This window comes from Ralstonia edaphi (assembly GCF_958350185.1).
GTDB classification, from domain to species: Bacteria; Pseudomonadota; Gammaproteobacteria; order Burkholderiales; family Burkholderiaceae; genus Ralstonia; species Ralstonia edaphi.
Map to the genome: position 1 here is coordinate 548,052 of NZ_CATWHI010000002.1, position 14,522 is coordinate 562,573.

Genomic DNA, 14,522 nt, shown 5'->3' on the forward strand with positions numbered 1-14,522 from the left:
CGTTGGCGGGAAGATCCCGGCAAAACGACGCGCGTTTGAAAACGAAAGCGATACGTTAATAAATTGTCGATAAATTCTGTATAAGAAGTAACCCTTAGTCACTCAGGGCCAAGTCGGTGCTGAACGCGGTCCGGCTGCACTCATCATAGGTGCCGAACACGATCAGCGTGACGGGCATGTTATGCCAAAGTCATATGAAAGGATGAAGACGCCCCTAGAACAAGAGGCGTAGATCGAGACCGGAAGTGAGAGTCAGGCGGCGGGCTCTTCGCGCGTGATGCGCAGGCCCAGAAGGAGCGCGACGATGGCGCACACAGCCATCATGCCCAGCAGCGGCAGTGCGGTCTGCCCGATGGCGGCGACCACCGTGCCCGTCACCATGCCCAGGCCGAATTGCATGGCGCCCATGAGCGCCGAGCCCGTCCCCGCACGCGCGCCCTGCCCCGCCATTGCGAGCGCGCCGGTGTTAGGTGAAATGCAGCCGATCGACGCGATGTAGCAGAACAGCGCCGCGAGCACGAGCGGCAGCGGCGTAAAGCCTGCCGCAGCCGCCGCGGCGGCCAACACGCTCGTGATGGCCGGCACCCACAGCGCCCGCCGCAGCACGCGCGCCGGCGAATACTTGCGCACCAGCCGCACATTGACGCGCGAGGCGGCGATCATCCCGGCCGCATTGCTGCCGAACACCCATGCATAGTGCGACGGGGTCAGCCCGTAACCATCGATCAGCACGAACGACGACACGGTGATGTACGCAAACATGCCCGACAGAAACACCGCCCCGCACCACATATAGGCAGCGTAGTGGTGATCGCGCAGGAGCTCCCAGTAGTCGCGCAGCACGTGGCCGACTGCCAGCTTGCGCGCCTGCTCAGGCGCCAGCGACTCGCGCATCAGGTAATGCACCGCCACCAGCGACAGCACCCCAAATGCCGTCAGCAAGGCGAAGATGACGCGCCACGTTGCGAACTGCAGCACCGCGCCGCCAATCATCGGCGCCAGAATGGGCGCCACGCCCATCACCAGCATCAGCGTCGAATACGCCTGTGCGGCACCGGCCGGATCCATGCGATCGCGCACGGCAGCACGCGCGATGACCATGCCCGCACAGCCGCCAAACCCCTGCACGCCGCGCAGCACGGCCAGCATCGTGGCGTCCTTGGCGAAGGCGCAGCCGATGGAGGCTGCGACGTACATCGCCAGGCCGATGTAGAGCGGCGGCTTGCGGCCAAACCGATCGCTGGCCGGGCCGTAGATGAGCTGGCCGATTGCAAGGCTGATCAGGAAAACGGTCAGCGTGAGCCCCGCCGCAGCCGACGACGTATTCAGATCGCGCGCGATGGTTGGCAGGCTCGGCAGGTACATGTCGACCGACAGCGGGCCGATGGCCGTAAGCGCGCCAAGCAGCAGGAGCCAGCCAGGGATTGGGCCGGGCATGCGGGATCGTGCGGGAGCGGGAGCAGTCATGAAGGGAGAACTTGACGCGCCGGCAGACGGGAGGCCCGCGCCGGAGCAAACCGAGAACTGTAGCGCAAAGCGGCGCGCCGCGTGCGCGCACCGGGCAGGTGCAAGACGGCCTGCGCGCCCCACCCGAGGGCTGCGCGTGCCACCTGCATACGTCGGCATGACAAGCTGCAACCGGCAAATGGCCCCAATGCGCCCGGCACGGGATTTGCACTCCGCCACCCCTCGTACGAGGCAGGCGCAAGCGGGCCGAAATCGCCGCCCGGCGCGATGCCGAACGATATAATTTGCGGCTGATGGCAAGCATCACTCAACCATGATGATTGCTGCGATGCGTCGGCGCGAACCTGCGTCGGCGTTGCCTGTTGTGAAGTGTCGTCAACACCCAAAAAGAGACCGCCTCCGATGCATATCCGCACGGTGAGCGGCACGGAAACCACGAGCCAACTGTTGTGACACCACTCCCACCACGCCTGTCGCTGACGGGCATGACCAAGCGCTACCCGAGCGTGGTCGCCAACGACGGCGTCAGCCTGACTGTCGCGCCGGGCGAGATCCACGCCGTGCTGGGCGAAAACGGCGCCGGCAAGTCGACGCTGATGAAGATCATCTTCGGCGCGGTGCAGCCTGACGCCGGTGAGATGCAGCTCGACGGCCAGCGCGTCGAGATCGCCAATCCGCACCAGGCGCGCGCGCTGGGCATCGCCATGGTGTTCCAGCACTTCTCGCTGTTCGACACGCTCACGGTGGCGGAGAACATCCTGCTCGGCCTGCCCGCAGGCACCGACCTGCGCGACGTGGCTGACCAGGTGCGCAGCACGGGCGAGAAATACGGCCTGCCGCTGGAGCCGCATCGCCATGTGCATACGCTTTCCGTGGGCGAGCGCCAGCGCGTGGAAATCGTGCGCGCGCTGCTCACTAAGCCGCGCCTGCTGATCCTTGACGAGCCGACCTCGGTGCTGACGCCGCAGGCCGTCGAAAAGCTCTTCGTGACGCTGCGCCAGTTGGCCGCAGAAGGCACGAGCATCCTCTACATCAGCCACAAGCTCGACGAGATCCAGGCCCTGTGCCACACCGCCACGGTGATGCGCATGGGCAAGGTCACGGGCGTGTGCGACCCGCGCCAGGAAACGGCGGCGTCGCTGTCGCGCATGATGATCGGTGGCGAGCCTCCGCGCGAATTGCGCCCCCAGACCACACCGGGCGAGGTGCGCATGGAGGTGGCCGGCCTGTCGCTGCCCAAGGCCCACGCCTTTGCGACGGAGCTGCGTGACATCGCCCTGCAATTGCGCAGCGGCGAGATCGTCGGCATTGCAGGCGTATCGGGCAACGGGCAACAGGAACTGCTGGCAGCCCTGTCCGGCGAAGACACCCGCGCGTCGGCACAGACCATCAGCATCGGCAACGAGCCGGTCGCCAAGCTGGACCCGCGTGCGCGCCGCAAGCGCGGGCTGTCGTTCGTGCCGGAAGAGCGCCTGGGGCGCGGCGCCGTGCCCTCGCTGTCGCTGGCAGCGAATACGCTGCTGACGCATCAGCGTGCGCCGCAGGTGCGCGGCGGGCTCATCGACAAGAAAGCCGCCGCCAAGCTGGCTACCGCCATCATCAGCCGGTTTGGCGTAAAGGCTGGCGGCCCCGATGCATTGGCCAAAAGCCTGTCGGGCGGCAACCTGCAGAAATTCATCGTCGGCCGCGAAATCGAATGCGCGCCGCGCGTGCTCATCGTGGCGCAACCCACCTGGGGCGTCGACGTGGGCGCGGCGGCGCAGATCCACAACGAAATCCTCGCGCTCAAGGCGGGGGGCTGCGCCATCCTCATCGTGTCGGAAGAACTCGACGAACTTTTTGCGCTGTGCGATCGCCTGCACGTGATCGCCAATGGGCGCCTCTCGCCCTCCACGCCCACGCACGCCACCGACCGCGAACAGATCGGCCTGTGGATGAGCGGCATGTGGGACAAAGCGTCGGCGCCGGCCGCCGCCAGCTCGGAGGTAGTCCATGGCTGATGTCATGCATGGCAGCCGCCTGGCGCTGCCGGTTTCGCTCGAGCTGCGGGCCATTCCGTCGCGCACCATGGCCTACGCCTCGCCGCTCATCGCGCTGGTGCTGACGATGGTGTTCGGCTTGCTGCTGTTCGCGCTGCTCGGCAAGGATCCGGTGGCGGGCCTGCGCGTGTTCCTGGTCGAACCGCTGGTCAGCAAGCGGGCGATTGGTGAAGTGCTGCTCAAGACCGTGCCGCTGGTGCTGTGCGCGCTGGGCTTGTCGGTGTGCTATCGCGCCAACGTGTGGAACATCGGCGCGGAGGGGCAGCTCATCGTGGGCGGCATCTTTGCAGCGGCCACCATCATCTACTTCGATACGCCGACGCCCGCCATCCCCGGCGGCGTTGCGCTGGTGCTGGCCATCGTTGCCGGCCTCATTGGCGGTGCGCTGTGGGCGGCGATCACCGCGCTGCTGCGCGATCGCTTTCATGCCAACGAAATCCTCGTCTCGCTGATGCTCACCTACATCGCGCAGTTGCTGCTGCTGTACGTGGTCAACGGGCCGTTGAAAGACCCGAACGGCATGAACTTCCCGCAGTCGATCGTGTTCGACAGCGCATTCGTTCTGCCGACGCTCGTGGCCGGCACGCGCCTGCACGTCGGCTTCCTGTTCATGCTCGTGATGACGGCGGCGATGACGTTGTTCGTCTTTCGCAGCTTTGCGGGCTATCGCCTTCAAGTCGGTGGCCTGGCGCCGCAAGCCGCGCGCTATGCAGGTTTCTCGTCGCGGGCGGCGCTGTGGACGGCGCTGCTGGTGTCGGGCGGCCTGGCAGGCGTTGCCGGCGCCTTCGAAGTCACCGGGCCGATCGGGCAACTGCTGCCATCCATTTCCCCCGGCTACGGCTTTGCGGCCATCGTGGTGGCGTTCGTCGGGCGTCTGAATCCGGTCGGCACCGTGCTGGGCGCGATCGTGATGTCGCTCTTCTATATCGGCGGCGAGCTTGCGCAATCGCGCCTGGGGCTGCCGTCGGCCATTACCGGAGTGTTCCAGGGGATGCTGCTGTTCTTCCTGCTCGCCTGCGACACGCTCATCGAATACCGCCTGCGCTGGCGCGCGCACCACTGATATGGAAAGTCTCGCTCCCCTGATCGCCGCGTCGATCAACGCCGGCACCCCGCTGTTGCTCGCCGCCCTGGGCCTCTTGATGAACGAGCGCTCCGGCGTGCTCAACCTCGGCGCCGAAGGGATGATGCTGGTGGCGGCCGTGGTCGGCTTCATGGTCGGCTACCAGACGCAGATTCCGCTGCTGGGTTTTGCTGCCGGCGCGATTGCCGGCATGGTGATGGCGTCCCTGTTTGCATGGCTCGCGCTGGTGCTCGTCACCAACCAGGTCGCCACGGGCCTCGCGCTGTCGATTTTCGGCACCGGGCTGTCGGCCTTCATGGGCCAGCGCTTTGTCGGCATGTCGCTGCCGGCGCAGGCGCACGGCATCCCCGGGCTGGAGTCGATCCCGTTTGTCGGCCCCGCCCTCTTCGCGCACCACTGGATGGTCTATTTCAGCCTGCTGCTGTGCGGCGCGATTGCGTGGTTCCTGTTCAAGACGCGTGCTGGCCTCACGCTGCGCGCGATCGGTGAATCGCCGGAGTCGGCGCATGCACTTGGCTATCCGGTGCGCACCGTCCGCTTTGGCGCGCTGTTGTTTGGCGGCGCATGCTGCGGGCTGGCAGGCGCGTACCTGTCGCTGGTCTACACGCCGATGTGGGTCGAGAACATGGTCGCCGGCCGCGGCTGGATTGCCCTGGCGCTAACCACGTTTGCCACCTGGCGCCCGCTGCGCATCCTGTTCGGTGCGCTGCTGTTCGGCGGGGTGACGATCCTGCAATTCCACCTGCAAGGGATGGGCGTGTCGGTGCCGTCGCAGATTCTGTCGATGGCGCCGTTTGCGGCCACCATCGTCGTGCTGGCCATCATCTCGCGCAATCCGGACTGGATTCGCCTGAACATGCCCGCATCGCTTGGCAAGCCGTTCCGCCCCGGGGCTGCCTAAACTGCATGCAGCCTCAGCTTCTGCATTCCGCTTTTATTTGCTTCAACACAGTCAACGAGCCACACAACAGGAGAAATCGATGAACGTCACTCGCAGGATCACGCTGGCCGCCCTGGCCGCCGGCGCTGCCCTGACCCTCTGGGGTTGCGGCAAGTCCAACGACAACGCCGGCGGCAATGCCGCGCCCGCAGCGTCGTCGGCCCCCGCCGCTGCCGCACCGGCGCCGGCCAATGAGCCGCTGAAGGTTGCGTTCGTCTACGTCGGCCCGGTGGGCGACGCAGGCTGGACGTACGCCCACGACGCCGGCCGCAAGGAGGTCGAAGCCAAGTTCGGCGACAAGGTCAAGACCAGCTTCGTCGAGAGCGTCCCCGAAAGCGCTGCGGACGCCGAGCGCGTGTTCCGCGATCTCGCCACGCAAGGCAACAAGGTCATCTTTGGCACGAGCTTCGGCTTCATGGAATCGATGCTCAAGGTCGCCAAGGAATTCCCGGACGTGAAGTTCGAGCACGCCACCGGTTTCAAGACCGCCGACAACCTCGGCCAGTACGACGTGCGCACGTATGAAGGCGCGTACCTCGCGGGCGTGGTGGCCGGCAAGATGAGCAAGTCGGGCAAGCTCGGCGTGGTGGGTTCGGTGCCCATCCCCGAGGTGATCCGCAACATCGATTCGTTCACGCTGGGCGCGCGCAGCGTCAACCCCAAGGCCACCACCCGCGTGGTGTGGGTCAACAAGTGGTTTGACCCGGGCAAGGAGCGCGAAGCGGCCACCACGCTCATCGGCCAGGGCGTCGACGTGCTGATGCAGAACACCGACTCCGCCGCCGTCGTGCAAACGGCCCAGGAAAAAGGCGTCTACGCCATCGGCTGGGACAGCGACATGACCAAGTTCGGCGAGAAGGCCCACCTGGCCGCCTCGATGAACAAGTGGGGCGTGTACTACACCAAGGTCGTCGGCGACGTGCTCGACAACAAGTGGAAGCCGGAAACCGTGTGGTGGGGCCTGAAGGAAGGCGCCATCGACCTGGGCGCCTACAACGCTGTGGTGCCGGAAGACGTGAAGACGCTGATCGAAACCCGCAAGAAGGGCATCATCGACGGCTCGGCACCGATCTGGAAGGGTCCGCTCAAGGACAACACCGGCAAGGAAGTCCTGCCCGCCGACAAGGTCGCCGACGACGGCTTCCTGCACGGCATCAAGTTCTACGTGGAAGGCGTGGAAGGCAAGATTCCGGGCTAACCTGCCCACGGTCCTGCTGCGCGCGACGGACCTTGAACAGATCCGTCGTGGCAAAAAGCCGGCACCTCGTAAGAGGGCCGGCTTTTTTCATGGACGATGGGGCCCCACCTTGAAAACCGGGCCGTTTCCCCAAGCTGATACGATGGTTTGCTGGCCAAACGCCCTCATGTGACGCCGGCTTTTCATCAAGGAGCCCACGATGTTCGGACGACTTTTCCGCCTGTGGAGCGTGGTGCGCAACGACGTGCGCCTGCTGTGGTTTGCGCTGCGCCATCCCGACAAGCCGTGGTGGCTCGCGCCGGCTGCGCTGCTGCTGGTGGGGTATGTGGTATCGCCGGTCGACCTGATCCCGGATGTCATCCCGGTAATCGGCTGGGTGGACGACATTGTGCTGGTGCCGTTCGCGCTGCACATGCTGCTGCGCGGCCTGCCCCACCGCGTGCGCGAGGATGCGCGCTTTGCCGCCGCCCGGCGGGTGAAGCCCTCCGGGCGGTAACGTCTCAACTTACGGCAGGAGGATCGTCGACCCGGTCGTCTTGCGCGCTTCCAGATCGCGGTGCGCCTGCGCCGCGTTCTGCAGTTCGTAGCGCTGGTGAATCTCGATCTTCACCTTGCCGCTGCTCACCACATCAAACAACTCTGCCGCCATCGGTTCCAGCAGCTCGCGCCGCGCCGTGTACGTCATCAGCGTCGGCCGCGTGATCTTGAGCGAGCCTTTTGCGCTCAGCACGCTGAGGTCAACCGGCGGCACCGGCCCCGATGCGTTGCCGTACGTGACCATCATCCCGCGCGGCGCGAGGCAATCCAGCGAGCCCGTGAACGTGTCTTTGCCAATGCCGTCGTAGACCACCGGCACGCCCTTGCCGCCCGTGATTTCGCGCACGCGTTCGGTGAAGTTCTCGCGCGTGTAGACGATGGTGTGATCGCAGCCGTGCGCGCGGGCAAGTTCAGCCTTGGCATCGCTGCCGACGGTGCCGATCACCGTGGCGCCAAGCGCCTTCAGCCACTGGCAAGCAATCAAACCCACCCCGCCAGCGGCTGCGTGAAACAGCGCCGTATCGCCGGGCTGCACGCGGTAGCTGTCGCGGATCAGGTATTGCGCGGTCATGCCCTGCAGCATCATCGCTGCGCCGGTTTCAAAGTCGATCGCATCCGGCAGGCGCACGAGAATGTCGGCCGGCATCGTACGCACCGCAGCGTAGGCGCCGGTCGGGCGGCCGGCATAGGCGACGCGGTCGCCGGGCTTGACGTGCGTCACGCCCTCGCCCACGGCTTCCACCACCCCTGAGGCTTCCATGCCGATGCCGCCGGGCAGCGGCTGCGGATACAGCCCGGTGCGGAAATAGACGTCGATGTAGTTCAGGCCGATGGCGTGCTGCTTGATGGTGGCCTCGCCGGGGCCGGGCGCGGGCACGTCGACATCGACGTACTGCATTACTTCCGGACCGCCGGTCTCGAAGATGCGGATGGCTTTCGCTTGTGTCATGCGTGGATCTCCTTCGGGTCGGGCGCCACCCGTTGCAGGGCCGACATCACCAGGTCGGCGGTTGCGAGGTTGGTGGCGCAGGGAATGTTGTGGACGTCGCAGGCACGGACCAGCGCGTTGATGTCGGGTTCGTGCGGCTGCGGCGTCATCGGGTCGCGCAGGAAGATGACGGCGTCGACACGGCCTTCGGCCAGTTGCGCGCCAATCTGCAGGTCGCCGCCCCACGGGCCGGACAGCATGCGCTGCACGGTCAGGCCGACTTCCTTCTCCAGCCGGCCGCCGGTGGTGCCGGTCGCCAGCAGGTCGCATTGCGAGAGGAAGGCCTGGTGTGTTTGTGCGAAAGCGACCATGTCGTCTTTCTTGTGGTCGTGTGCGATCAGGGCGACGCGGCGTTTGCGGACTGCGCTTTCGGGCGTAATTGGCGTAAGGGTGGTCATGTCGATTGGCTTAAAAGGTGCCAGGGAAGCTGCCGCCATCCAGCAGGATGTTTTGGGCATTCAGGTAGCCGGCGTGCTGGCTGCACAGGAAGGCACACACGGCGCCAAATTCGGCAGGTTGGCCGAAGCGTCGGGCCGGATTGCCCTGCCGCTTGCGGTCGAAATTCTCTTCTGCGCTGATGCCGGCCGCCTTGGCGCCCGCTTCCAGCGTCTTGGTCAGGCGGTCGGTCTCGAACTGGCCCGGCAGCAGATTGTTGATGGTCACGCCGTGCTTGGCGACTTCACGGGCCAGGCCGGCCACGAAGCCGGTCAGTCCGGAGCGCGCGCCGTTGGACAAACCCAGCACGTCGATCGGCGCCTTGACCGCACCGCTGGTGATATTGACGATGCGGCCCCAGCGGCGCTCGATCATCTTGTCGACGGTGGCTTTGATGAGGTCGATGGGCGTGAGCATGTTGGCGTTGAGCGCGGCATTCCATGCGTCGCGATCCCAATCGCGGAAGTTGCCCGGCGGCGGGCCGCCTGCATTGTTGATGAGGATGTCGGGCGAGCCGCCCAGGCGCTCGCACGCGAGCAGCGCTTCGGCGCGGCCTTCCGGCGTGGTGATGTCGGTCGCCACGGCTTCCACGCGCACGCCATGCGCCGTGCGGATGCGCTCGGCCGCTGCCGACAACGCTTCGGCACCGCGCGCGACAATCACCACGTCCACGCCTTCGGCAGCCAGCGCGTCGGCGCACGCAAAGCCCAATCCCTTGCTTGCGCCGCACACCAGGGCACGCTTGCCTTTCAGGCCCAAGTCCATGTGTCTGACTCCTTGTGATTGTTATTTGGATTATTTCGATCGGCCGCCCGTCAGCCGCGACGGCGTGACAGCAGCGCCATACCGGCAAGCACCAGCGCGCTGCCGGCAATCTGCCAAATCGTGATCGGCTCGCCCAACAGCCACCAGCCCAGCAGCAGCGTCGACACCGGGCCGATCATGCCCGCCTGGGACGCCACCGGCGCACCCACGCGCGCCACCGCCATCATCGTCATCGTGACCGGCGCCACCGTACAGAACACCGAGTTGATGGCCGACAGCCCATACACCTGCCACGGCAACACCAGCGCCGACATCGGCCGCAGCACCAGAAACTGGACGATACAAGCCGCGGTCGACACGCACATCGCATAGGCGACGAGCCGCATCGAACCCACGCGCTTGACCAGCTCACCGCTGGCCAGCAGATAGATACCGTAGCTGACGGCGCTGGCAAGCACCAACCCGCCGCCCAGCCAGACGTTGTTGCCCCCCAGGTTCAGGTCGTGCGCGAACACCAGCACGATGCCGGCATAGGCCAGCGCCAGCGACACCCACTGCAAGCCGGTAATGCGCCGCTTGAATACCGTCGACGTGATCAGCAGCACGAACGACGGCGTCAGAAAGAGGATCAGCCGCTCCAGCCCGGCCGTGATGTACTGCAGTCCGAGGAAGTCGAGAAAGCTGGAGAGGTAATAGCCGATCAGCCCCAAGCCGACGATGCGCCAGCGGTCGGGCACGGTCAGGGGCTCCGCACGGCGCGACTGCCACCACCCCATCGCCATGAACAGCGGCGCGGCCAGCAGCATGCGAAGGGTGATGACCATGACAGCGTCCACCTGGTAGCGATACATCAGCTTGGCGACGATGGCCTTGGCGGAAAACAGCACAGCGCCCGCGGAGGCAAGCAGCAGCCCGCCGGTGTCGGTGGTTCTTGCGGGAGTGGTGGACGCAGAGGACGCGGTGTTCACAGCGGAACGCGGAAGAACCGCGGGCGGTGTTGGAGAGCGTCGTCGATTGTATTGGAATTCAACAAAACGTTCCGGCGCGGGGTGCGCTGCACTTGGCACAGCTTTCGCTTGAGCACGCCGGGGAGCGCCGTACAATCGCGCCTGCATTCCGAATATCTACAACGACAACGGATCCCACATCGACATGAGCCAAACCACCTCTTCCGCCTTTTCCGCGGATGCCGCCGGGGCACCCGACCCGACCCTCTGGAACGAAGACCTCAACCCCACGCCGCCCGCGGCCCGCACCTGGACGGCGACCAATTACGCCGCGCTGTGGGTGTCGATGGTGGTGTCGGTGCCGGCCTACATGCTGGCTTCGGGGCTGATGAGCGAGGGCATGAACTGGTGGCAGGCGGTGCTGACGGTGTTCCTCGGCAACCTGATCGTGCTCGTGCCGATGGTGCTGGTGGGCCACGCTGGCACCAAGTACGGCATTCCCTTTCCTGTGCTGGTGCGGGCGTCGTTCGGCGTGCGCGGAGCGCAACTGCCGGCCATTCTGCGGGCCATCGTGGCGTGCGGCTGGTTCGGCATCCAGACGTGGCTCGGCAGCCAGGCGATCTACACGATCCTCAACGTCGTCACCGACAACATGCTGGTCGGCAGCAACATTCCGGGGCTGGGCATCAACCCCGGCCAGGGATTCTGCTTCCTGCTGTTCTGGGCGCTGCACATCTGGCTGATCACCAAGGGGCTCGAATCGATCAAGCGCTTCCAGGCGCTGGCGACCCCGCTGCTGATCCTGGCCGCGCTGGGCTTGGTCTGGTGGGCGTATGTCCATGCGGGCGGCTTTGGCCCGATGCTGTCGGCGCCGTCGGCGTTTTCTGCAGGCGGCAAGCGCGCCGGCGAGTTCTGGGGCTTCTTCTGGCCGTCGCTCACCGCCATGGTCGGCTACTGGGCCACGCTGGCGCTGAACATTCCCGACTTCACCCGCTTTGCACGCAGCCAGCGCGATCAGCTGGTCGGGCAGGCGATCGGCCTGCCGCTGCCGATGGGGCTGCTGGCGTTGGTGGCCGTGCTGGTCACGTCGTCCACGGTGGTCATCTACGGTCAGGCCATCTGGGATCCGGTCACGCTGGCCGGCAAGATGACCGGCCCGTCGGTCATCGTGGCCCTGCTGGCGCTGATCACCGCCACGCTGATGACGAACATCGCCGCCAACGTGGTCTCGCCGGCGTATGACTTCTCGAACCTGGCGCCGCACCGCATCTCGTTCCGCATCGGCGGCTACATCACGGCGGGCATCGGCCTGGCCATGATGCCGTGGAAGATCCTGGAAACCACGAAGGGCTACATCTTCACGTGGCTGGTTGGTTACGGCGCGCTGCTGGGCCCTGTGGCCGGCATCATGATGGTCGATTACTTCCTGGTGCGCCGCACGGTGCTCAAGACCGGAGAACTGTTCCGCGTAGACGGCCCGTACGGTTACGGCAACGGCTGGAACGGCCGCGCCATCGTCGCGCTCATCATCGGCGTGCTGCCCAATCTGCCGGGCTTCTTCAAGCAGGCCGGGTTCGTCGCCAGCGTGCCGGGCGTGTTCGAAGCGCTGTACACGTATGCGTGGTTCGTGGGCCTCGCGATCTCCGCCGTGGTGTATGTGCTCCTCATGCGCGGCCGCCGCTGAGCGCTTCCAAAATCGACACGGGGTGCGCCGGTACAATGCGCCCCATCTGAGAATCCCTTGCCGCCATGAAACAAGATCCGCGCTTTCCGAACCTGTTCATCCTCAATCACCCGCTGATCCAGCACAAGCTCACGCACATGCGCGACAAGGACACGTCCACGCGCACGTTCCGCGAGCTGCTGCGTGAGATCACGCTGCTGATGGGCTACGAAATCACGCGCAATCTGCCGCTGACCAGCCGCCACATCGACACGCCGATGGGCCCGATGGAAGCGCCCGTCATCGCGGGTCGCAAGCTGGCCGTGGTGCCGGTGCTGCGCGCAGGCGTGGGCATGAGCGACGGGCTGGTGGAGCTGATTCCGTCGGCGCGCATCGGCCATATCGGCGTGTACCGCGATGACCAACACCGTCCGGTGGAATACCTCGTGCGGCTGCCCGACCTGGAAGACCGCACCTTCATCCTGTGCGATCCGATGGTCGCCACCGGTTACTCGGCCGTCCACGCGGTCGACGTGATGAAGAAGCGCGGCGTGCTCGACGAGAACATCCTCTTCCTGGCGCTCGTGGCGGCGCCCGAAGGCGTGGAGGTGTTCCAGCAGGCGCATCCGGGCGTGAAGCTGTTCGTGGCATCGCTCGATTCGCACCTGGATGAAAACGCCTACATCATCCCGGGCCTGGGCGACGCGGGCGATCGTCTGTTCGGCACGAAAAACTGATCGCGCACGGTCTCAGCGCAAACAAAAACAGCCGGCAATGCCGGCTGTTGTCTTTGGTGCGTCGGATGCGCTCAGCGCTTCTTCGATCCGCCCAGAATGCTGCCCAGCACGCCGCGTACGATTTCGCGCCCGACGGTGGAACCGATGGTGCGCATCGTCGACTTGGCCAACGTTTCGACAATCGAATCGCCACGACCGCTGCGGCCCGTGCCCTTCGTGAGGATCGAGCCGACATCGCCCAGCCAACCGCCGCCGCTCTCCTGTTGCGCAGGTGCAGGTCCAGGCGCGGGCACTGAGCCTGTCGATGCCCCGAAGTCCGTGCCGATGGAACCCGGAGCCGGCGCCGATGCCGCCCCGCCCTTCGCCACGCGGCCGCTCAGGATTTCGTACGCCGATTCACGGTCGATTGCCGTGTCGTAACGGCCGGCCACCAACGAATTCGTCATCAGCGTGCGACGCTCGTCGTCCGAGATCGGGCCGATGCGCGACGCGGGCGGGACGACAAACGCACGCTGCGTGATTTCCGGGCGGCCGCCCTCGTCCAGCATGGAGATCAGCGCCTCGCCCACAGCCAGTTCGCCGATGGCCTCTTCGATGCTGAACTCGGGGTTCGCGCGCATCGTGGTGGCCGCGGCCTTCACGGCCTTCTGGTCACGCGGGGTGAAGGCCCGCAGCGCGTGCTGCACGCGGTTGCCGAGCTGGCCGAGCACCGTGTCCGGCACGTCGGCGGGATTTTGCGTCACGAAGTACACGCCCACGCCCTTGGAGCGGATCAGCCGCACCACCTGCTCCACCTTCTGCAGCAGCGACGGCGGCGCATCGTTGAACAGCAGGTGCGCCTCGTCAAAGAAGAAAGCGAGTTTGGGCTTGTCCACGTCGCCCACCTCGGGCAGATGCTCGAACAGCTCGGAGAGCATCCACAGCAGGAACGTCGCGTACAGCTTGGGCGCGTTGAGCAGCTTGTCGGCCGCCAGGATGTTGATCACGCCCTGGCCACGCACGGTCTGCATCAGATCGTTGATGTCGAGCATCGGCTCGCCGAAGAACTGGTCGGCGCCCTGCTCTTCGAGCGCGATCAGGTTGCGCTGAATGGCCCCGATGCTGGCCGACGAGATATTCCCGTACTTGTTCGTGTAGTCCGACGAATGCTCGCCAACGTGCTGGAGCATCGCGCGCAGGTCTTTCATGTCGAGCAGCGCGAGGCCCGCGTCGTCCGCAATCTTGAAGACGAGGTTCAGCACGCCGGTCTGGATGTCGTTCAGGTCGAGCATGCGCGAAAGCATCAGCGGGCCCATGTCGGACACGGTGGCGCGCACGGGGTGGCCACGCTCGCCGTACACATCCCACAACGTGACGGGGCAACCGGCCCATTGCGGCTCTTCCAGCCCGCGCTCCTGCAGGCGGGCCTTGAGCTTGTCGTTTGGCTGGCCGGGCTGCGAAATGCCGGTCAGATCACCTTTCACGTCGGCCAGGAAAACCGGTACGCCAATCTTTGACAGGCCCTGGGCGATGGTTTGGAGGGTGACGGTCTTGCCGGTGCCGGTGGCGCCGGTGATCAAGCCATGCCGGTTGGCGAGCTGGGGCAGCAGCACCAACTCGGCTTTGGCGTTCTTGGCAATCAGGATGGGATCGGTCATGGCGTTTGGACGAGGATCAATCTGGGGGGACGACACACCGCCAAATCGACCGGATGGACGGGGCGGCAGGCGTGTGCAGCATGCT

Annotated in this window: 13 protein-coding genes; 7 read left to right on the plus strand and 6 right to left on the minus strand. The window is 65.7% G+C overall.

Annotated elements, in window-relative coordinates; genetic code table 11:
- Positions 1-252 precede the first annotated feature (252 nt).
- Entirely contained in the window at positions 253-1,467 is a 1,215-nt protein-coding gene (locus R2669_RS07770) for a multidrug effflux MFS transporter (protein WP_316899502.1), read from the minus strand.
- Between the two features lie 485 nt (positions 1,468-1,952).
- Between R2669_RS07770 and R2669_RS07775 the strand changes: the two genes are divergently transcribed.
- The 5 genes from R2669_RS07775 (at position 1,953) to R2669_RS07795 (ending at position 7,224) form a co-directional block, all read left to right on the plus strand.
- A complete protein-coding gene (locus R2669_RS07775) occupies positions 1,953-3,467 on the plus strand; it encodes an ABC transporter ATP-binding protein (RefSeq protein WP_316899972.1) in 1,515 nt (504 codons plus the stop codon).
- Positions 3,460-4,569, plus strand: a complete 1,110-nt coding sequence (locus tag R2669_RS07780) for an ABC transporter permease (protein WP_316899504.1) — start codon at positions 3,460-3,462, stop codon at positions 4,567-4,569. Before R2669_RS07775 ends, R2669_RS07780 begins: the two co-directional genes overlap by 8 nt.
- 1 nt (position 4,570) lies before the next feature.
- Complete coding sequence (locus R2669_RS07785; RefSeq protein ID WP_102066471.1) at positions 4,571-5,491, plus strand: ABC transporter permease; 921 nt, start codon at positions 4,571-4,573, stop codon at positions 5,489-5,491.
- Positions 5,492-5,570: 79 nt separating this feature from the next.
- Positions 5,571-6,728, plus strand: coding sequence for a BMP family ABC transporter substrate-binding protein (locus R2669_RS07790; protein WP_316899506.1), 1,158 nt, complete (start codon positions 5,571-5,573; stop codon positions 6,726-6,728).
- A gap of 199 nt (positions 6,729-6,927) precedes the next feature.
- A complete protein-coding gene (locus R2669_RS07795) occupies positions 6,928-7,224 on the plus strand; it encodes a YkvA family protein (protein ID WP_102066472.1) in 297 nt (98 codons plus the stop codon).
- Positions 7,225-7,233: 9 nt separating this feature from the next.
- On the opposite strand, the gene R2669_RS07800 is transcribed toward R2669_RS07795, so the two are convergent.
- The 4 genes from R2669_RS07800 to R2669_RS07815 are packed head-to-tail and all read right to left on the minus strand — an operon-like array spanning position 7,234 to position 10,421.
- Positions 7,234-8,214 carry a quinone oxidoreductase family protein gene (locus tag R2669_RS07800; RefSeq protein ID WP_316899508.1) on the minus strand — a complete coding sequence of 327 codons (981 nt, stop codon included), beginning with the start codon at positions 8,212-8,214 and terminating at the stop codon, positions 7,234-7,236.
- On the minus strand, positions 8,211-8,651 hold the full coding sequence (locus R2669_RS07805) for a methylglyoxal synthase (protein WP_037027174.1): 441 nt from the start codon (positions 8,649-8,651) through the stop codon (positions 8,211-8,213). The genes R2669_RS07800 and R2669_RS07805 overlap by 4 nt, the downstream gene beginning before the upstream one ends.
- A gap of 10 nt (positions 8,652-8,661) precedes the next feature.
- Entirely contained in the window at positions 8,662-9,453 is a 792-nt protein-coding gene (locus R2669_RS07810) for an SDR family oxidoreductase (protein WP_147214644.1), read from the minus strand.
- A 50-nt stretch (positions 9,454-9,503) separates the two neighbouring features.
- Positions 9,504-10,421 (minus strand): DMT family transporter, encoded by a 918-nt coding sequence (locus tag R2669_RS07815; RefSeq protein WP_316884043.1) that lies wholly within the window; start codon positions 10,419-10,421, stop codon positions 9,504-9,506.
- 184 nt (positions 10,422-10,605) lie between these two features.
- Between R2669_RS07815 and R2669_RS07820 the strand changes: the two genes are divergently transcribed.
- Both R2669_RS07820 and upp read left to right on the plus strand, forming a co-directional pair.
- Positions 10,606-12,084, plus strand: a complete 1,479-nt coding sequence (locus R2669_RS07820; protein WP_027680949.1) for an NCS1 family nucleobase:cation symporter-1 — start codon at positions 10,606-10,608, stop codon at positions 12,082-12,084.
- A 65-nt stretch (positions 12,085-12,149) separates the two neighbouring features.
- Entirely contained in the window at positions 12,150-12,800 is a 651-nt protein-coding gene (upp, locus tag R2669_RS07825) for a uracil phosphoribosyltransferase (RefSeq protein WP_147214641.1), read from the plus strand.
- 71 nt (positions 12,801-12,871) lie between these two features.
- Here upp and R2669_RS07830 read toward each other — a convergent pair whose 3' ends face one another.
- Positions 12,872-14,437: a helicase HerA-like C-terminal domain-containing protein gene (locus R2669_RS07830; protein WP_316899511.1), complete on the minus strand. Its 1,566-nt coding sequence runs from the start codon at positions 14,435-14,437 to the stop codon at positions 12,872-12,874.
- Positions 14,438-14,522: the final 85 nt, after the last annotated feature.